We start from the raw sequence: 16,362 nt of genomic DNA on the forward strand, positions 1-16,362 counted from the left end.
TCGACTCAGCTCGAGGCCCCGGAGCGGGACCGCTGGATGATGAAGCCCGCGGCGAAATTCACGAGCATGGTGATGAGGAACAGCACGAGACCGGCGGCCATCAGGCCGGAGAGCTCGAATGCCGACGCTTCGCCGTACCGCAGGGCGACGAGCGACGAGATGGAGTTCGTCCCCGTCGTCAGCACGTTCCAGTTGATGACGAAGATGGGCGAGATCACGAGATAGACGGCAATCGTTTCACCGAGGGCCCGCCCGAGCCCGAGCATCGTGCCCCCGATGATGCCGCCGAGCCCGAAGGGGTAGACGACGGTGCGGATCATGCCCCACTTGCTCGATCCGAGCGCAAGGGCCCCCTCTCGCTCGACGGTGGGCGCCTGACTGAACACCTCGCGCATGATCGACGCGGCGATCGGGGCGACCATCATCGACACGACGAGCCCGGCGAGGAACGCGGAGGCCGTGAAGACCGTGGGGGTCGCGAGCGGATCGTCGGGGTTGAACTGAGGAGCCGCGAAGATCGGGATCCACCCGAGGTAGGTCGAGAGCCACTCGGCGATGGGCAGAACCTGCCCTTCGAGCCAGAAGAAGCCCCACAGTCCGTAGACGACGGAAGGAATCGCGGCCATCAGATCGACGATGCCGACGAGGAATCGGCGCAGACTCTCCGGTGCGTATTCCGAGATGTAGGTCGCCGTGCCGATCGCGAGGGGAAGAGCGACCGTGATGGCGATGACAGCGATCGTCACGGTGCCGAACAGCACCGCGGCGATGCCGAACCGGCCGGAGTTCGGTTCCCAGTCTTGCTCGGTGAGAAACGCCCAGCCGGCCGCGTCGATCGCCTCGAAGCCGCGAATGAGCAGGAACAGCCCCACGAGCGTCATGATGCTGAGCACGATCACGCCGCCGCCGTGGGCGCCCCACTGGAAGATCCGGTCGCCGGTGCCTCGACGGCCTACCAGGGTGCGCTTTCCGTCGACCGGGGCGGTGCGCGGCGCGGGCGATGACTCGAAACCCAGCAACCGCATCGACTGCCGCTCTCGCTCGAGCTCAGCAACGGTGGCATCGCGATCGGGCACGCGGGCGCTGTCGTCCCCGCTCGCGTCGGGGCGTTCGGGCGGAGTCATGTCGGGTGCTCTCAGTGGGGGATGGAGCGGCGCCAGATCGGGTGGGCGCCTCACACATGCTGCGGCGCAACCGGCCCCGCGACCAAGCTCGCTCGACGTCGAGAGCAGGCAGACGCGCGGGAACGAAAGGGTAAACAATCGGTGTCGCACAGAACCGTGTCCCCCGGAATTTCGCGGCTATCGTCGACGTCCTCTTCTCCCACCCGCCGACCGCCTTCTCTCGACAGGATGGTCGGGTCAGAATCATCAGCGGGTACGACCACCCGAAAGGAGGGGCCATGCGGGAAGGCGAGCGCACGCGCGGACGGCGATCGCCGCGGGTCGCGTCCCGGCTGGCGAGGTCGATCGTCCCGCTCGCCCTGGGGGGAAATGCCGGTGCGTACCTCCTCGGGCTATATCTGGTCGAGTACGGGCGATCGGCAGCCGACGTGCAGAACGACGCCTGGCAACTGGTCACGGTGCTCGCTCTCGTCAGTTTTCAAGCGGTGTGGCTCGTATGGCTTCGTTCCCAGCCCATCGGCACGCTCACCGGATCTCTGGTGCTCTGGATCGCAGCGGTATTCGTGGGCGGCTACGAGCCCGTCGCGGTTCAACCCGGCCTGTTGTTCGCGGTATTCGCGTTCATGACAGAACGGACGGGGGCGATACGTTCGCTCGCGATCGCGTTCGGCACCGCGGTGAGTACGATCGCGCTCGTGGGCGCCTACGCGCTGCGAGCACCGGCACACGCTCCGGCGTGGAACTCGCCGGCTCTGATACTCAGCTGGCTCGTTGTCGCCCTCGCGACGATCGCCCTGCCGGCGCTCGCCGGCAGCTGGTACGCCAACTTGCGCGACCGGGCGGAACGGATCGCCGAACTCGCAGAGCAAGTCGCGAGCGGCGAGGCCATTCGCACGGCGGAAGCGGTCGCGGCGGAGCGGCGGACACTCGCTCAAGAGCTCCATGACACCTCGTCGGCGCACCTCGCCGCCCTGCTGGCGCTGAGCACCGCCGCCGAGACCTCGGCGCTCGGGGGCGGGCGGAGCCACAAGCGCGTGGTCGTGCACATTCGCGACGAGGGTCAGCGCCTGTATCAGGGGTTCGAACGGATGCTGAACAGCATGCGCACAGAAGACCGCACCGTCACCGAGAGCTTTCAGTCGGGGTATCGCCCGGGCCAGCACAGCGTGCGCGAGATCTCATCTCTCGTCCAAGAGCACCGCGAGCTCACCGGCGCCCCGGTGAGCTTCGAACACGACCCGGAGCTCAGCGAGATCGACCAGCGCATCGGGCCCATGCGCGCCCATATCGCCTACCGCGTCGTTCAGGAAGGGCTGAGCAATGCACGCAAGCACGCACCGGGCGCTGAGATCATCATCACGATGGAAGATGACGGCGCGACGCTGCTTCTGCGCGTGGAGAACGGCGCGCCACCCGCTCCGACCGGAAAAGCGGCGGGCGTCGGCGCGCGAACCCTGAGCCTCGGGTACGGCCTTGACGGAATGCGAGATCGACTGCTCGCCGCGGGCGGAAGCCTTCGCACCGGGCCGCGCGGCGCGGGCGGCTGGAGCATCAACGCTCTGGTGCCGCATCCCCCCCATCAGCGAGCCGCCGAGCGGTCTCGGCTCTCTTCTCATCATCTGTCCGGTGCACCAGGACCGGGTCCGGACTCCGATACCGATCTCTTCGTCGAAGAGGTCGTTCTGCCGACCGTTGCTCCTGAGAAACGAACCGAGGGCCTCGCTTCATGATTCGTACGCTCATCGTCGACGACGCACGAGCCGTGCGGAAAAGTCTGCGCGTGCTGCTGGAGACCACCGACGACATCGAGGTCGTCGGTGAGGCGGAGAACGGGATAGATGCCGTGCGAATAGCGCGTCACCTCTTGCCCGACGTCGTGCTCATGGACTTGCGCATGCCCAATGGCGACGGCCTCGATGCCATCGAGGCGCTCAGCGGGATCGGCGTCGAAGAGCCGATCCCGGTCATCGTTTTCACCACCTTCCACCTCGACGAGTACCTCTACGGGGCCTTCGAGCGCGGAGCCGTGGGATTCCTGCTCAAGAAGAACCCGGGCGACATCCCCGCCGCGATTCGCGCAGCCGTCAACGCCGGCGCCCTGCAATCGCCCACCGTGCGCCAGCGGATGATCGCCGAGTACGCGCGGGGCAGCACCCGCGCGCGCACCCGTGAGAACACCCGCGGCACGCGCCGACCGGGCACGCAGGGCGATGCAGGGCGCCCGCTCGACCCGCAGCGACCGGTCGCCACTCAGTCAGCCCGGCCGCCGTCGGGCATGAGTCTCGTCGACGCACTCACGGAGCGCGAACTCGAGGTGGTGTCGGCATTGGCAGACGGTCTCAGCAACAAACAGATCGCGGCTCGTCTGGGCCTCGGCGAGAATACGGTGAAATGGCACATCGGGAACATGCTCGACAAGACCGGTGCCTCCGACCGCACCCAATTGGCCCTTTGGGCTTTTCAGCGTGGTCTCAACCCGTGATCTCGGTCATCCGGAGTAGTCGCCCCACGGAGGCCGCGTCTTCAAGACCGCGACGGCGCGTTGTGCCGAACGCACCGTCGCGCCGCGCTGGGTGGGCAACCACACCCGCGAGGTGACGAAGACCGGCTCACTCCCCCGCACCAACCACCACGACAGCTGGCCCGTGTCGGGGTGCCGCACGTACGCCGCACGAACCGGACGCGGTGAGCCGAACAACCTGTCGGCGTCCCACCGCGCCTCGGCCTCATCGTCGAAATCTCGCGCCCGTACCAGGAGCGAGCTGTCGTCGGCGAGCAGATACTCCCAGTGCACACCGCTGGGCCGAGACACCAGGCGCCCATCGACGTCTTCGGTGGGATCGACCGGCCGCATCGCCAGCATCTGTTCGCGGCGCCTGCGCCGGCCGTCGTGGTGCGGGTCCGTCGCCCCGAAGAGCACGAGCCGCCCTGCCTGATCACCGTTCGCGGTCGGGCGACCATGCGGTGCATCGAGCACGGCGACCCACCTTCTCGAGAGTGATGCTGGCGCCGTCTCGGCTGCGCCTACCGGCCGCCACCATAAGACCACGGCGAGCTCGAACCAGATGCGCCTCCCCCTCCTTTCGGGGGGACGAGCGGCGACCGATTCCACAGATCGCGCCACTCCGCCGACACGAACCCCATCCGAAAGTATGGGGTTCGTGAGCCGTCCGGCTCACGACGGGGTGACGTAATCGCGGACGACCGAAGCCGGGGAAGGACTCGCGTCCTTCCCCGGCTCCTTATTCGGTTACGCGTTGTGTCCTGGGGTCAGGATTCAGGGCACGTAGTTGGAGCGCAGCGAGTTGTCAACAAGGCCGGCGGTGGGGTTGATGGCGAACCCGTAGTCGGTGATGACGTTGCCGGTGATGGTGGCGTCGGGTGCGGTGTCCGCGTCCGATCCGTCGGGGGCGGTGGTCTGGTTGTAGGCCAGACCGGTCGAGCCGACGAACACCTGAGCCAGCTGCGAGCCCGAGTTCGCACCCGTGATCGCGGAGTTGGCGACCACGTTGTAGACCGAACGACGAACCGGGAAGTCCGGGTTCAGCGCACCGTCCTCGATCGGAAGCTCCGCACCGATGTTGCGGAGTTCAGCGCTGACGCGGCGGTTGGTGACCGTCACGCCGTACTTGGTGGTGAGCGCGGCGGCACGGCCCTGGGCGATGAACTGCGAGATCGAGAACGGCACGATGGCGTTGCGCGCCACCGGGTTGCGGTTTGCACCCGTGCCCGGCGAGACGACCTGACCGTTGTGCTCCTGCACGTCGCGAGTCACACCGGTGCCGTCGACGAAGGTCGACGAGACGTGGGCGGGCGGGGTGGTGTTGTTGATGCCCACCGTCGTGGCCCAGAACGAGCGGGTGCCCGACCCTGCCTGCGGGAGGTAGGGGTAGAGCTTGATGACGGTGTTGGCCGGGGGGAACGCTGCGTCGAGCGCTGCCTGGTCGGCGTAGGCGGTGCCGGCGTAGAACTTCTGGCTGGTGCTGACGGCGGGGTCGACCTGCACGAAGCCACCGTTGTAGATGTTGCGCAGCGTCAGGGGAGCCGGTGCGGCGAAGGTACCGGTCGGCGACGTGGTGGTGCCCACGATGATGCCGTTCGGAACCCGGGTCGGCGTCGAGCCGGTCGTGGGCGAGGTGGCGTAGGTGACCGCGTCGATGCCCATGGGGATGTACTGCAGCGGGCCTGTGGTGCTCGCGAGCGACGACGAAACGCCGCTCGACGAACGAGCGAACTGCAGGTCGGTGCTGCTGAGAGTGGTGCCGCCGGTGGCCGGGTACGAGGTGCCCTGCAGAGCGGCCGACAGAGCGCGCACGCCCTCGGTCGAGCCGTTCGGACGCTGGAAGGTCGCGCCGGTCGACTTGGTCTTGATCGTGGCGGAGCCGGTGGCGTTGTACGAGCCGATGACCTTCGTGCCCGAGATCGTGAGGCTCTGCGACAGACCGTTCAGCACGTCCTGCGTCGTGTCCGAACCAGCACCCGCGAGGCTGCGGTACGTGGGCGAACCGAGCGGCTCGGCGTTCGCGGGGAGAGCAGCGCCGAAGGCCAGGCCGGCCACGGCGACCGTCGCGGCGAGACCAAGGCCCGCGCGACGAATGAGCGATTTGCTCATGGTATTGTTTCCTTTCATTACCATTTCGCAGAAGCTCGGTCGAGCCTCTGTATCACCCCCGGGCCAGCTGCAACTGACCGGGGTTTTTCCTTTGCCTGGGCCAACGACGCCCGGCACGGAAACTTGGAGAACGACTACGTCGCGGGGCGAATCCCCCGAAGAAGGGCGAGGCTCGGCGACATGGGCCGGCTCGAGGCGGAGACGAATCGGAAGGGCGCGACGCTGGTCGCGGCCGCGGTGAGTCCGCGGGTGAGGAAGCGGGCCGCACCTGCGCGGCGAGTGGTGTGCAGATCTGACATTTCAGTCATTTCCCCCGAGTGTGTCGAGGCGGTGGAACCCCGACAGACAGATCATGCAACGCCCCGCTCGCCGCCGCATCCGATGCGGGTACCGGCATCAGAGAACGGCCGAAACCATTCCGGCGAACAGTCGATGAACGCTGGGACGGGTTTCTTGCGCGCGGGGGCACCACGCTCGTACTGTGAGCACGCCCCCTCATGTTTACGTGAGGAGCCCACGGAATCACGCGGAATGAGCCGCACACCGCGCCCGACAGAGGCAACCGGCTGAAAATGGTCCAGATTTCGTCCAAATGGACGAGATGCCCGTTGCCCGAGGTGCGAGACGATTGCGGTCGCCACCGAGTGAGAGCATGTCTCGGTGGACGACCGGAGGGCACCCACCCATGACGATCCACCCGAACGCTGCGCCATCAGCCGTAGCCGACCCCGATGACGTCGATGACGCCGACGACCGCGTGACAACGATCCTCGGCACCCCGCGTGCTGCGCTGACCTTCGGCGCGATCATCTTCGTCATCACCTCGATCCAAGGACTGGCGAACCCCCTTGCCCTCGTCATCGACGGGCAGGCCGCATGGACGCTTCCGCTGTCGTTGCCGACGGTGATCGTGCTGGTCACGTTCGGATCGGCAGTGCAGGCACTCGCGCTCGCCCTCAGCGCGCGACGTCCCCTGGTCGGCCTGCTCGGAACACTCGCGTGCTACCTGCTGCTGGTCATCGTCGTCGGCGTTCCGCTGTGGCTTTCGGGCATGCAGTTGGTCGTCGCCATCGCCCTGTTCTTGCTCGCGACGCAGCAACCGACGGTCGTGTCGGCCGGGTGGTTGGTGGTGACGCTGATCGTCGGCATCGGCACCCTGACGGCGTGGGCCGCCTCGACGGGCGCCGACCTCGGAGCCATCACGAGCTTCGTCACTTCCGAGGGACTCGGGTTCATCGCGCCCGCGGCCGGCGCCACCGCTCTCGGTGTCTGGTGGCGCGCCCGATCCCGACGAGTAGCGCAAGTGCGATACGAGGCCGAGGCCGCGACGCGCGAGTACGAAGTGCGCCTGGAGAAAGCGCGAAACGCCGAGCGCGCGCGCATCGCGCAAGAGCTGCACGACGTCGCCGGGCAACACCTCTCGGGCCTCATCGCTCTCGCCGACGCTGCCGTCGCCATCGGCCCGAAACGGCCCGGCGACGCGCTGCAGCTCGTCGAGGACGTACGGGCTGAGGGCCGATTCGCGGCGGCCAGCGTCTACAGCGCGCTGTCTGACCTGCGGGCGGTGGGCGGGATACCGATGGGCGCAACGCGCGACCTGCGACAGACGCAAGATCTCATCGACTACTGGAATCGGCGAGACATGACCGCGAGTCTGCACGTCACCGGCGACCTCACCGATCTGCCCGCGGTCATCTCGACCAGCGTGTTTCGCGGGGTTCAAGAGGCCCTCACCAATGCGTCCAAACACGCTCCCGGAGCGTCGGTCGATGTGGCTATCGTGTGGAGCAGCAATTGGTTGCAGGTGGTGATCGAGAACGGCCCGCCGCGCTCGGAGTACGCCGCAGCCGAGCCGATCGGCCTCGGTTGGGGCCTCGACGGGCTCCGCGACCGCATCACGATGATGAGTGGATCCGTGACCGCGGGTCCGACCGACAGGGGAGGGTGGAAGGTGAGGATTCGCATCCCCGCGCCCGAGCCCGACCCCCGCGACGTGCGCTGATGGCTCGCCCGCGCAGCATCCGCGTGCTGATCGCCGACGACAACCGCGTCGTGCGCAAAGGATTGCGGCTACAGCTCGAGCAGGCCCCCGGGATCACCGTGATCGGCGAGGCCGCGAACGGTCGCGACGCCGTGGCACTCGCTCGCAGCGAGCGAGCGCATGTCGTGCTCATGGATCTGCAGATGCCCGTGATGCACGGGCTCGAGGCCACTCGCCAGCTCGCCGGGCTCGAATCGGACGGCCGCGTCGCGGTCGTCGTGATGACGAGCCACGCCGGCGACTCGCACGTCTTGCAGGCACTGGATGCGGGGGCCGTCGGGTACCTGCTGAAGGGGCACGACGCCGATCAGTTGCTGCAGGCCATCGAGGCGGCCTTCCGCGGCGAGGCCATCGTCTCGTCACGCGCGACGATGCCCGTTCTGAAAGAGCTGGCCCGTCGACGACCGTCGTCGGCCGACGCGGCCGCGGCCGCTCTTCTGAGCCAGGCAGAGCGGCGAGCCGTCGGTGCCCTGAGCGGAGGCTTCACGACCAATGAGCAGATCGCCGACCATCTGCACGTGTCGGTGAACACCATCCGTTCGCAGCTCCACACAGCGATGAAGAAGATCGGCGTCGAAGACCGCACCGGCCTCGCCCTCTGGGGAGTCCGGAACCACCTCGACACACCGTCTTCTTAGTCCAAACGGATGAAATTTCGCGACTAATTTGACCGCGCCGCGACGACACATGTAGACATGAACGACCCTGGGTCGGCGGCGTAATCACGCCCCCCACCTCAGACCTCGGCACGTCTGCTTTGCTCGCGCGACGCCTCCCGTCTTCGCGCCGGTCATCTCGTTCGCACGCTCGCCATCCGCGCGTCACTTCGCGCGCTTCGTGCGCGGTACCGCACCCCGCACGCGGGGACCTTCCCCCGACGCACAATGACGGCAGCACTCCGAGCCCGCGCTGAACATGGGGGAAGCCGTGGACCCGATCTACCCGCGATTCGCGGTCGCCGACGCGGCCTTCTACGACCACCCGATGCGAGCGACACGCGCGCCGTCGCTGCGCTACGCCCTCGATGAGACCGTCGACTGGAGCGGGTGGGATAACCACGACGACGGCAACTGGTCGTTCTGGCACCCGCGCTCCGCGACACTGCCCGACCAGGGCTGGAAGATCCACGTCAGCGCGGTCGCGTCGGGCGCGAACGATGTGTTGCGCCTGGTGTCGACGTATTGCCACCGCGCGGAGCTCGCCTTCAAGCACCTGCCGCACCGCGACGCGCTCACGGCGGCCAACAGCAAAGACGCCGAGAGGTCGTCGGCCGGTAAGTTCCTCACGATCTACCCCCGCTCGGAGGCGGAGCTGCACGATGCGCTCGTCGCCCTCGACGAGCTGATCGGCGGCCGGCCCGGGCCCTACGTCTTGACCGACCTGCGGTGGAACGCTGGGCCCCTGTCGGTGCGGTACGGCGCGTTCGTCTCGCAGACCCTCGTGCGCGACGGAGCCGAGGTTCTCGCCCTTCGAGACCCCGCGACCGGCGAGCTCGTCGAAGACGTGCGCACCACCGCGTTCGTCCCCCCCGCCTGGGTGACGCTGCCCCCTTTCCTGCAAGCCCAGCTCGATGCGCTCGGCGACGGGCGCCCTCCCGAGGGCTTCCCCGACATCACGGGGGCGCTGCACCACTCCAACTCGGGGGGCGTGTACACCGCCGACGATGACGGCGCCCCGGTGGTCGTGAAAGAAGCTCGTCCCGCCACCGGCTTCACGCCCGACGACCGCGACGCCGTGGCCCGCCTCCGTCACGAAGAAGAGGTGCTGCGCCGCATCCGCCTCTCTCAGGCGCCGGCGGTCCACCGTTCGCTCGAGGTGCACGGCCACCGCTACCTCGTCATGGAACGGATCGACGGACACGCCCTGAACAAAGAAGTCGTGCGGCGAAACCCCCGCATCCAGGCGGGGTCGACCGCGGCCGATCGTCGCGCGTATCGCGATTGGGCTCTCGGCGTTCTGGCGCAGGTGCGCACCGCTGTCGACGAGCTGCACGCGGCGGGGTACTCGCACGGCGATCTGCACCCCGCAAACGTGATCGTCCGACCCGACGGGCGGATCGCCCTTCTCGACTTCGAGATGGCGCAGCCGCTGGCCGACGACACTCCACCGTTCGTGGGAGCCCCGGGCTTCTCACCGCCCGACCGCCGCGGCGGCGCGCGTCACGATCTCTACGGTCTCGCGTGCATCGAGCTGTTCGTCTTCATTCCTCTGCTTCCGCTGCTCGAACTCGACCCCCTCAAAGCGGGCGACCTCGCCAGAGCGGCCGCCTACGAATTCGAGCTTCCTGCCGAATGGGCGCCGCGCGTGCTCGCCGAGTTCGACACCGACAGCCCGCCGCAGCCGGGCCCGGGCCATGGACGGGCAGACCGCGCCCTGCGCCGGTTCGAACTCGACGCCGTCTCTGCCGTCGGCCCGGCGATCGAAGCGACCGCGACGCAACTCGTCGCCGACGCCGACTTCGCGCGCGACGACCGCGCGTGGCCGGGCGACCCGCGGCAGTTCGCCGAACGACCCTACGGTCTGGCCCACGGCGCCGCCGGGGTGCTCGTCGCCCTCCACGACGCGGGTGAGCCGGTCGATGCACGCGCCACGGCGTGGTTCGGCACCGCCCTCGCCGCCGACACCGAGACCGCCCTCGGCCTCTACGACGGCCTGGCCGGCGCGGTGTGGACGCTGCGACGGCTGCACCGCCACACCGAGGCCGACCGCGCGCTGGTCCGGCTGCGCGCCGCGGATCCCTCGCGACTCGGCGACGACCTGTACTCGGGGTTGCCCGGCGTCGGGCTCACGCTGCTGGCCGAGAGCGACGCGGATGCCACCCTCACTCCCCTCGTGATGGATATCGCCGCGCGAGTGCAGGCGGGCTTCGACGCGCGGGCGCGGCCGATCACCTCGCAAGTCGCGACTGGCAGCGGCGGCCTGCTGCGCGGTCGCACCGGCACCGCGCTCTTCGCCCTGCGCTTGTACGAGCGAACGGGCGACGCCCGTCACCTGCGACTCGCCGAGCGGGCCATCGACGATGACCTCGCGACGCTCACGCGCTCCGAAGACGGCAGCCTGCAGGTCGACGAAGGGTGGCGGGCGGCCCCCTACCTCGCGTCGGGGTCGACCGGGATCGGCGCGGTCATCACCCTGCTCCTCGCCCACTCCCCCGACAACGGGCGATACCTCGAGGCGCTCGACGGAATCACCCGCGCGGCGATCACCCGCTTCTGCATCCAGTCGGGGGTGTTCGCCGGGCGCGCAGGGCTCATCCACTTCCTGCTCATCCTCGCCCGTCGGGGGCTGTCGACTCCGGAATCGGATGCTGCGCTGTCACGCCATGTTCGCGAGCTGCGGTTGAACGCCATCCGTCGCCCCGATGGCCTCGGCTTCACCGGCGACGGCCTGCTGCGCCTGTCGTGCGACCTGGCCACCGGCTCGGCCGGAGTGCTTTCGGCGCTCACGGCATATCGCTCGTTCGTCGCGGGCGAAGAACCCGCCGACAGCGGACTGCCGTTCCTGACTCCCCCCGCAGTGATCGACCGCGTGCGGACCCCCGTCACGCCGAGCATCGAGAGGGGGTGAACACTATGGGCTACTTGCTCTCGCTCCAGAACCTTGACCAGCGCGAAGCAGACCGCGACTCGTTCCTTTTCGGAAGCGTCGCCAGCACGACCCTCTGCCAAAGCACCGCGTCGACGACGCTCTGCCGCTAAGGGTGATCGCGGGCGCCCGTTCACGCGGGCGCCCGCTCTCGCTCACTTCCAGGCGGTGATGCCCTCGGGATCAGGGGGCAGGAGCGCTGCCACGGGCACGCCCAGTACCCCCGCGAGGGCGACGAGGGTGCGCAGTCGCGGATTCGCCGGCGTACCGGGGTTCGACTCGCCCTTCTCGAGCTTGCGGTACGAGAAAGCCGCGATCCCTGCGGCGTAGGCCACTTGCTCCTGCGAAAGCTTTCGCGTCGCTCGAGCGCGGGCCAGCGCCACTCCGAGCGCTTCGGCGTACTGCACCCAAGCCTGATTCACGTCGTCCTGCATGGGATCGAGACTGACGCACGAAGCATGCGTGCATGAACACGTATACATTTGCATTTCTCCGGGATCGCCCCGCCGTCGGGTCGATGTGCACTATCCACGGATAAGTGCAATAATGCACTGTGTGACCGATAGTGCACCCACGGTACGGGATCGTCGTCGTCAAGACACGTCCCGCGCCCTCACCCGCGCGGCCCGTCTTGCGACGGCCGAACACGGGCTCTCGGGCTTCACGATAGAAGACCTCTGCGACACCGCCGACGTCTCTCGGCGCACGTTCTTCAATTACTTCGCGTCGAAAGAAGACGCCGTCCTCGGGCTGCCCCTGCACCGCGGCGACGAAGATGCGGTCACGGCCTTTCTGGCCGGCGGCGAAGCATCCGGGCACCTCTCCCCCACCCTTCTCGCCGACCTCGCAGAACTCACCGAGGCGCGGTGGCGCACCCTCGACATCGCACCCGAATCGGTGCGCGAGCTCATCGCCGCGGGCGATCGCGAACCGCGATTGATCGGCCGGATGCTCGAGCACGGCATTCGTGACGAACGCGCCGACGCCGCCCTCGTCGCGCAACGCGAGGGATTCGCCCCCGGCGATCTGCGCGCCGAGGTCGCCGCCCAACTCGTCGGAGCCCTGTGCCGGGGCGCGACGGGCGAGTTCCTCGCGCCGGGCAACACCGACGCGTTCACCGACATCTTCGCGCGCCGCATCGGGGCGGCGTCCGACCTCTTCACTTCCTCCCTGCGCTGACCGACCCGCGCTGAATACCCTCTCGACCCCGAACTGGAGAAACCGTGACCGCTACCGCGTCCACGCCGACCGTCCCCGCAGCGAACACGCTGCTGCTGACGAAGCGGCGCATCTGGATCATCTTCTCGGCGCTGATCGCCGGGATGCTGCTGTCGAGCCTCGATCAGACGATCGTCTCGACGGCCATGCCGACGATCGTCGGTCAGCTCGGCGGCGTCGAGCACCAGGTCTGGATCACGACCGCCTACATTCTCGCGACCACCATCGTGATGCCGATCTACGGCAAATTCGGTGACATCCTGGGGCGGCGAAACCTGTTCCTGCTGGCGATCGCGATCTTCACCCTCGCCTCGATCGGGTGCGCCTTTGCGACGGACTTCTGGATGTTCGTGGTCTTCCGCGCCATCCAGGGCCTCGGCGGCGGCGGACTCATCATCTTGTCGCAGGCGATCATCGCCGACATCGTGCCCGCCTCCGAGCGGGGCAAGTACCTCGGCCCGCTCGGCGCGGTCTTCGGCCTGGCGGCCGTGGGCGGCCCCCTCCTCGGCGGATTCTTCGTCGACCACCTCACCTGGCAGTGGGCGTTCTACATCAACATCCCGGTCGGGATCGCGGCGTTCCTCATCGCGGTGTTCGCGCTGAAGCTGCCGAGCAAGCGTGCGACCAAACCGATCGACTGGCTGGGCGTGCTGTTCCTCTCGGCCGCGACCACGTGCCTGATCTTCTTCACCGACTTCGGTGGCGACAGTGCCTTCGGCTGGAGCTCGCTGGCGACCTGGGCCTGGGGGGTCGGACTCGTCGTCGCCGCCTCGCTGTTCATCTTCACCGAATCGCGGGCGGCCGACCCGATCATGCCGCTCTCGCTGTTCCGCAACCGCGTGTTCGTCAACGCCACCGCGATCGGTCTGGCTCTCGGCATCGGCATGTTCGCGGCGATCGGCTTCGTGCCGACGTTCTTGCAGATGTCGTCGGGCACCTCGGCCGCCGCATCCGGTCTTCTCATGCTGCCGATGATGGTCGGGCTCATCGGAACCTCGATCGCGTCGGGAGTCCTCATCTCGCGCACCGGCCGCTACAGGATCTTCCCGATCGTCGGCACGCTGCTCACCGGAGCGGCGATGATCGCGATGACGACCCTGTCGGCCTCGACCCCGATCTGGCTGATCTGCGTCTTCTTGTTCTTCTTCGGATCCGGCCTCGGCCTGATCATGCAGGTGGTCGTACTCATCGTGCAGAACGCGGTGCCCGCCGCCGAGATCGGCACGGCGACGAGCACGAACAACTACTTCCGCGAGGTCGGGGCCGCCCTCGGCACCGCCGTGTTCGGAACCCTCTTCACCACCCGTCTGACCGAGAACCTCACCGCCGTCTTCACCGGCGCAGGTGCCTCTGCCGAGCAGGCCGGGGCCGCGACCTCGACCATCGACCCGTCAGTGCTGAGCACGCTGACGCCCGAACTGCGGTCGGGTGTCGTCGATGCTTACGCCGACGCGCTCGCCCCGGTGTTCTGGTACCTCGTGCCGTTCATCGCGATCGCGTTCGTGCTGGCGCTGTTCTTGAAGCAGATCCCGCTGTCGGACGTCTCGGGCCTCGTCGCTCGCGGCGAAGCCGTCGGGGGCGAGGAAGCCGAGCGCCTCGAGAAGCTCGAGCGCGCCGCGCGCGCCGGTCGCGGGTCGGATGCCGCCGCGGGCCCGAACGCGGGTGGCGCGAACGGAGGCTGACCCGTCCGCGCCGAAGCCGGTCCCTGAACCTGCCGCCGGTCCCTGAACCTGTCGAAGGGCCCGGCTTCGGCCCGCCAGCCGGTCCCTGAGCCTGTCGAAGGGCCCGGCGACCACCGGGTCAGACGGCGAGCAAGCTCCCGATCGTGGCCATCGCGATCCACAGCCCGTTGTAGACGACGTGCGTGACGACGGCGGCCCAGAGCCGGCCGGTCAGCAGCACGAGCAGGCTCGCGACGAGGCCTACGAGAGTGAGCGAGACCACGGCATCCCAGGCGAGCGGAGCGAGAAGGGTGTGCGCGATGACGAAAAGCGCGGTCGAGGCGATCGCCGAGGCGAACATCGCGACCTCGCGCCCCGCCATGCGCCGCACGGCCGTGTAGACCGCGACGAGCACGAGTCCGCGGAAGAAGAACTCCTCGAGCACCGGGGCGATCACGACGCCCGTGAGAAATTCGTCGAACAACCAGCCGCCCGGAAGCGACCCCGCCACCCCCGGATAGCTCGGCCACGCACCGGTACCGCCGGCCCGCACTTCGAACCAGCCCTGGGCGACGCGCAGCATCCCCCCGAGAACGAGGCCGAAAAGCAGGTCGACAGGGCGGAAGCGCAAGAGTCCGCGAGGCCGTGCACGCGCGAGGGCGAGCACCACCGGCACCGCGAAGGCGCCCCAGAGGATGAGCTGGCTCAGGAGGGCTCCGATGTCACCGCCGATGACCTCGGTCGCCACCGTCGCGCCGAGCACGCCGACACCGAGGGCGAGCACGGCCCAGCCGACCAGCTCCCAGCCCCATCGGCGCACCGAGGTGCCGCCCTGGCGCCAGGTGCGGCGCGGCCTCGACGAATCGCCCGAGCTTCGACGGCTGCGACGGGGTCCGTCTTGCGCCGATGATTCGCGTGCGTCGTCGTCGCGCGCGGGCTCGCCGGGGGCATCGTCGACAACCGTTCCCGAAAGGGAAACTTCGCGACTTGTCGCCTGGCTAGAATCGCTCATCAGCGCCCACGTTACCGTCATGCCCGGTCGATCCGGGAGCGGGCGGGACGAGGCATCCGCACATCCGCACGCGCTGGGGGACACGTCATGCTCGATCTCGACCTGAGTTCGATGTTCCGAGGTGGAGGGAACGCCAGTGCGAGCCCGACGATCGAGATCCTCACCGTGTGCACGGGCAACATCTGCCGCTCGCCGCTGGCCGAGCAGGTCCTGCGCGCGGCACTCACCCCCCTCGACGTCGAGGTCTCGAGTGCGGGCACCCACGCCCTCGTCGACAGGCACATGACCCGCGAATCGGCGAAGCTCGCCGCGTCGTTCGGCGTGCCGCACGCCGACTCGAATGCCCACCGGGCGCGGTGGCTGACCGAGCTGCACCTCGCCGGTCCTGACCTGGTGCTCACGATGACGCGCGAGCACAGGTCGCACGTCGTCGGGCTCGCTCCCGCGCGCCTGCGTTCCACCTTCACGGTGCGCGAATTCGAACGCCTCGCGAAAGACGTCGCCGACGACGACCTCCGCGCTGTCACCGAAACCGCCGGCGCCGATACCCACGCGCGCGTGCGCGCTGCGCTGACTCTCTTGCGCACCCGCCGTGACCAGGTCGAGGCCCCGACCGACCCGGCCGACGACGACGTGGTCGACCCGTACCGCCAGTCGTGGGAGGTCTACGAGCGGTCGGCGGAGGAGCTCGCCCCCGGACTCGCCGAAGCCACCCGCGTGATCCGCATCGCGATCGGCTGACCCCCGCAGGCCCTTCGACGAGCTCAGGGACCGCTCGCCGCTGACCGCAACGGTGCGGGCGAGCGGATGCTGTGCCTCCGCCCGGGCAAAGCGAAACGCCCCGGCCAGAAGGCACGGGGCGTTTCGCGGTGAGGAGAAGGCTTACTTGAAAGCGTCCTTGACGTTCTCGCCGGCCTTCTTGAAGTCGGCAGCGGTCTGGTCGCCCTGGCCCTCGGCTTCGAGGCGCTCGTTGTCGGTGGTCTTGCCGACGGCTTCCTTGGCCTTGCCCGAGATGTCCTGAGCGGCGTTCTTGATCTTGTCGTCGAGTCCCATGAGGGCTCCCTCCGTCTTCGATCCGGGTGTCTCCCGAAAGGTGATTCCACCGTACG

At 68.4% G+C, this 16,362-nt stretch carries 15 protein-coding genes; 8 read left to right on the forward strand and 7 right to left on the reverse strand.

Annotated features, from left to right (window positions below):
- Positions 1 to 5: 5 nt before the first annotated feature.
- Positions 6 to 1,124, reverse strand: coding sequence for a phosphate ABC transporter permease subunit PstC (pstC, locus tag ACFXQA_RS14590; protein ID WP_394520607.1), 1,119 nt, complete (start codon positions 1,122 to 1,124; stop codon positions 6 to 8).
- A 278-nt stretch (positions 1,125 to 1,402) separates the two neighbouring features.
- On the opposite strand from pstC, the gene ACFXQA_RS14595 reads away from it, so the two are divergent.
- Both ACFXQA_RS14595 and ACFXQA_RS14600 read left to right on the forward strand, forming a co-directional pair.
- Positions 1,403 to 2,854, forward strand: a complete 1,452-nt coding sequence (locus ACFXQA_RS14595; protein ID WP_394520608.1) for a histidine kinase — start codon at positions 1,403 to 1,405, stop codon at positions 2,852 to 2,854.
- Positions 2,851 to 3,606: a response regulator gene (locus tag ACFXQA_RS14600; RefSeq protein ID WP_394520609.1), complete on the forward strand. Its 756-nt coding sequence runs from the start codon at positions 2,851 to 2,853 to the stop codon at positions 3,604 to 3,606. Before ACFXQA_RS14595 ends, ACFXQA_RS14600 begins: the two co-directional genes overlap by 4 nt.
- Before the next feature lie 6 nt (positions 3,607 to 3,612).
- Here ACFXQA_RS14600 and ACFXQA_RS14605 read toward each other — a convergent pair whose 3' ends face one another.
- From ACFXQA_RS14605 to ACFXQA_RS14615, 3 genes are all read right to left on the reverse strand, one after another.
- Positions 3,613 to 4,101 (reverse strand): hypothetical protein, encoded by a 489-nt coding sequence (locus ACFXQA_RS14605; protein WP_394520610.1) that lies wholly within the window; start codon positions 4,099 to 4,101, stop codon positions 3,613 to 3,615.
- A gap of 300 nt (positions 4,102 to 4,401) precedes the next feature.
- Positions 4,402 to 5,736 carry a hypothetical protein gene (locus ACFXQA_RS14610; RefSeq protein WP_394520611.1) on the reverse strand — a complete coding sequence of 445 codons (1,335 nt, stop codon included), beginning with the start codon at positions 5,734 to 5,736 and terminating at the stop codon, positions 4,402 to 4,404.
- A gap of 134 nt (positions 5,737 to 5,870) precedes the next feature.
- Positions 5,871 to 6,044, reverse strand: a complete 174-nt coding sequence (locus ACFXQA_RS14615; RefSeq protein WP_394520612.1) for a hypothetical protein — start codon at positions 6,042 to 6,044, stop codon at positions 5,871 to 5,873.
- Between the two features lie 377 nt (positions 6,045 to 6,421).
- Here ACFXQA_RS14615 and ACFXQA_RS14620 point away from each other — a divergent pair, with 377 nt between their 5' ends.
- From ACFXQA_RS14620 to lanKC, 3 genes are all read left to right on the forward strand, one after another.
- Positions 6,422 to 7,738 (forward strand): sensor histidine kinase, encoded by a 1,317-nt coding sequence (locus tag ACFXQA_RS14620; protein ID WP_394520613.1) that lies wholly within the window; start codon positions 6,422 to 6,424, stop codon positions 7,736 to 7,738.
- Complete coding sequence (locus ACFXQA_RS14625) at positions 7,738 to 8,415, forward strand: response regulator transcription factor (protein ID WP_394520614.1); 678 nt, start codon at positions 7,738 to 7,740, stop codon at positions 8,413 to 8,415. The genes ACFXQA_RS14620 and ACFXQA_RS14625 overlap by 1 nt, the downstream gene beginning before the upstream one ends.
- Positions 8,416 to 8,704: 289 nt before the next feature.
- Positions 8,705 to 11,344, forward strand: coding sequence for a class III lanthionine synthetase LanKC (gene lanKC, locus ACFXQA_RS14630; protein WP_394520615.1), 2,640 nt, complete (start codon positions 8,705 to 8,707; stop codon positions 11,342 to 11,344).
- Positions 11,345 to 11,517: 173 nt separating this feature from the next.
- Here the strand turns inward: lanKC and ACFXQA_RS14635 are convergent, their stop codons facing one another.
- Positions 11,518 to 11,796, reverse strand: coding sequence for a helix-turn-helix domain-containing protein (locus ACFXQA_RS14635; RefSeq protein ID WP_394520616.1), 279 nt, complete (start codon positions 11,794 to 11,796; stop codon positions 11,518 to 11,520).
- Positions 11,797 to 11,908: 112 nt separating this feature from the next.
- Between ACFXQA_RS14635 and ACFXQA_RS14640 the strand changes: the two genes are divergently transcribed.
- Together ACFXQA_RS14640 and ACFXQA_RS14645 are read left to right on the forward strand one after the other, a co-directional pair.
- Positions 11,909 to 12,541, forward strand: coding sequence for a TetR/AcrR family transcriptional regulator (locus tag ACFXQA_RS14640; protein WP_394520617.1), 633 nt, complete (start codon positions 11,909 to 11,911; stop codon positions 12,539 to 12,541).
- A 44-nt stretch (positions 12,542 to 12,585) separates the two neighbouring features.
- On the forward strand, positions 12,586 to 14,262 hold the full coding sequence (locus tag ACFXQA_RS14645) for an MDR family MFS transporter (protein WP_394520618.1): 1,677 nt from the start codon (positions 12,586 to 12,588) through the stop codon (positions 14,260 to 14,262).
- A 118-nt stretch (positions 14,263 to 14,380) separates the two neighbouring features.
- On the opposite strand, the gene ACFXQA_RS14650 is transcribed toward ACFXQA_RS14645, so the two are convergent.
- A complete protein-coding gene (locus ACFXQA_RS14650; RefSeq protein WP_394520619.1) occupies positions 14,381 to 15,274 on the reverse strand; it encodes a CPBP family intramembrane glutamic endopeptidase in 894 nt (297 codons plus the stop codon).
- Positions 15,275 to 15,340: 66 nt separating this feature from the next.
- On the opposite strand from ACFXQA_RS14650, the gene ACFXQA_RS14655 reads away from it, so the two are divergent.
- The gene (locus ACFXQA_RS14655; RefSeq protein ID WP_394520620.1) at positions 15,341 to 15,994 is read left to right on the forward strand and encodes an arsenate reductase/protein-tyrosine-phosphatase family protein; all 654 of its coding nucleotides are present in this window, start codon (positions 15,341 to 15,343) and stop codon (positions 15,992 to 15,994) included.
- A 141-nt stretch (positions 15,995 to 16,135) separates the two neighbouring features.
- Here the strand turns inward: ACFXQA_RS14655 and ACFXQA_RS14660 are convergent, their stop codons facing one another.
- Entirely contained in the window at positions 16,136 to 16,306 is a 171-nt protein-coding gene (locus ACFXQA_RS14660; RefSeq protein WP_394520621.1) for a CsbD family protein, read from the reverse strand.
- Positions 16,307 to 16,362 lie beyond the last annotated feature (56 nt).

The organism is Microbacterium shimangi (genome assembly GCF_043556445.1).
Classification (GTDB): Bacteria; Actinomycetota; Actinomycetes; order Actinomycetales; family Microbacteriaceae; genus Microbacterium.

Bases quoted from the DNA above. Each gene is read 5' to 3' on its own strand.
- pstC (WP_394520607.1), bottom strand. From the start codon at position 1,124: ATGACTCCGCCCGAACGCCCCGACGCGAGCGGGGACGACAGCGCCCGC.
- ACFXQA_RS14595 (WP_394520608.1), top strand. From the start codon at position 1,403: ATGCGGGAAGGCGAGCGCACGCGCGGACGGCGATCGCCGCGGGTCGCG.
- ACFXQA_RS14600 (WP_394520609.1), top strand. From the start codon at position 2,851: ATGATTCGTACGCTCATCGTCGACGACGCACGAGCCGTGCGGAAAAGT.
- ACFXQA_RS14610 (WP_394520611.1), bottom strand. From the start codon at position 5,736: ATGAGCAAATCGCTCATTCGTCGCGCGGGCCTTGGTCTCGCCGCGACG.
- ACFXQA_RS14615 (WP_394520612.1), bottom strand. From the start codon at position 6,044: ATGACTGAAATGTCAGATCTGCACACCACTCGCCGCGCAGGTGCGGCC.
- ACFXQA_RS14620 (WP_394520613.1), top strand. From the start codon at position 6,422: ATGACGATCCACCCGAACGCTGCGCCATCAGCCGTAGCCGACCCCGAT.
- ACFXQA_RS14625 (WP_394520614.1), top strand. From the start codon at position 7,738: ATGGCTCGCCCGCGCAGCATCCGCGTGCTGATCGCCGACGACAACCGC.
- ACFXQA_RS14635 (WP_394520616.1), bottom strand. From the start codon at position 11,796: ATGCAGGACGACGTGAATCAGGCTTGGGTGCAGTACGCCGAAGCGCTC.
- ACFXQA_RS14640 (WP_394520617.1), top strand. From the start codon at position 11,909: ATGCACTGTGTGACCGATAGTGCACCCACGGTACGGGATCGTCGTCGT.
- ACFXQA_RS14650 (WP_394520619.1), bottom strand. From the start codon at position 15,274: ATGACGGTAACGTGGGCGCTGATGAGCGATTCTAGCCAGGCGACAAGT.
- ACFXQA_RS14655 (WP_394520620.1), top strand. From the start codon at position 15,341: ATGCTCGATCTCGACCTGAGTTCGATGTTCCGAGGTGGAGGGAACGCC.
- ACFXQA_RS14660 (WP_394520621.1), bottom strand. From the start codon at position 16,306: ATGGGACTCGACGACAAGATCAAGAACGCCGCTCAGGACATCTCGGGC.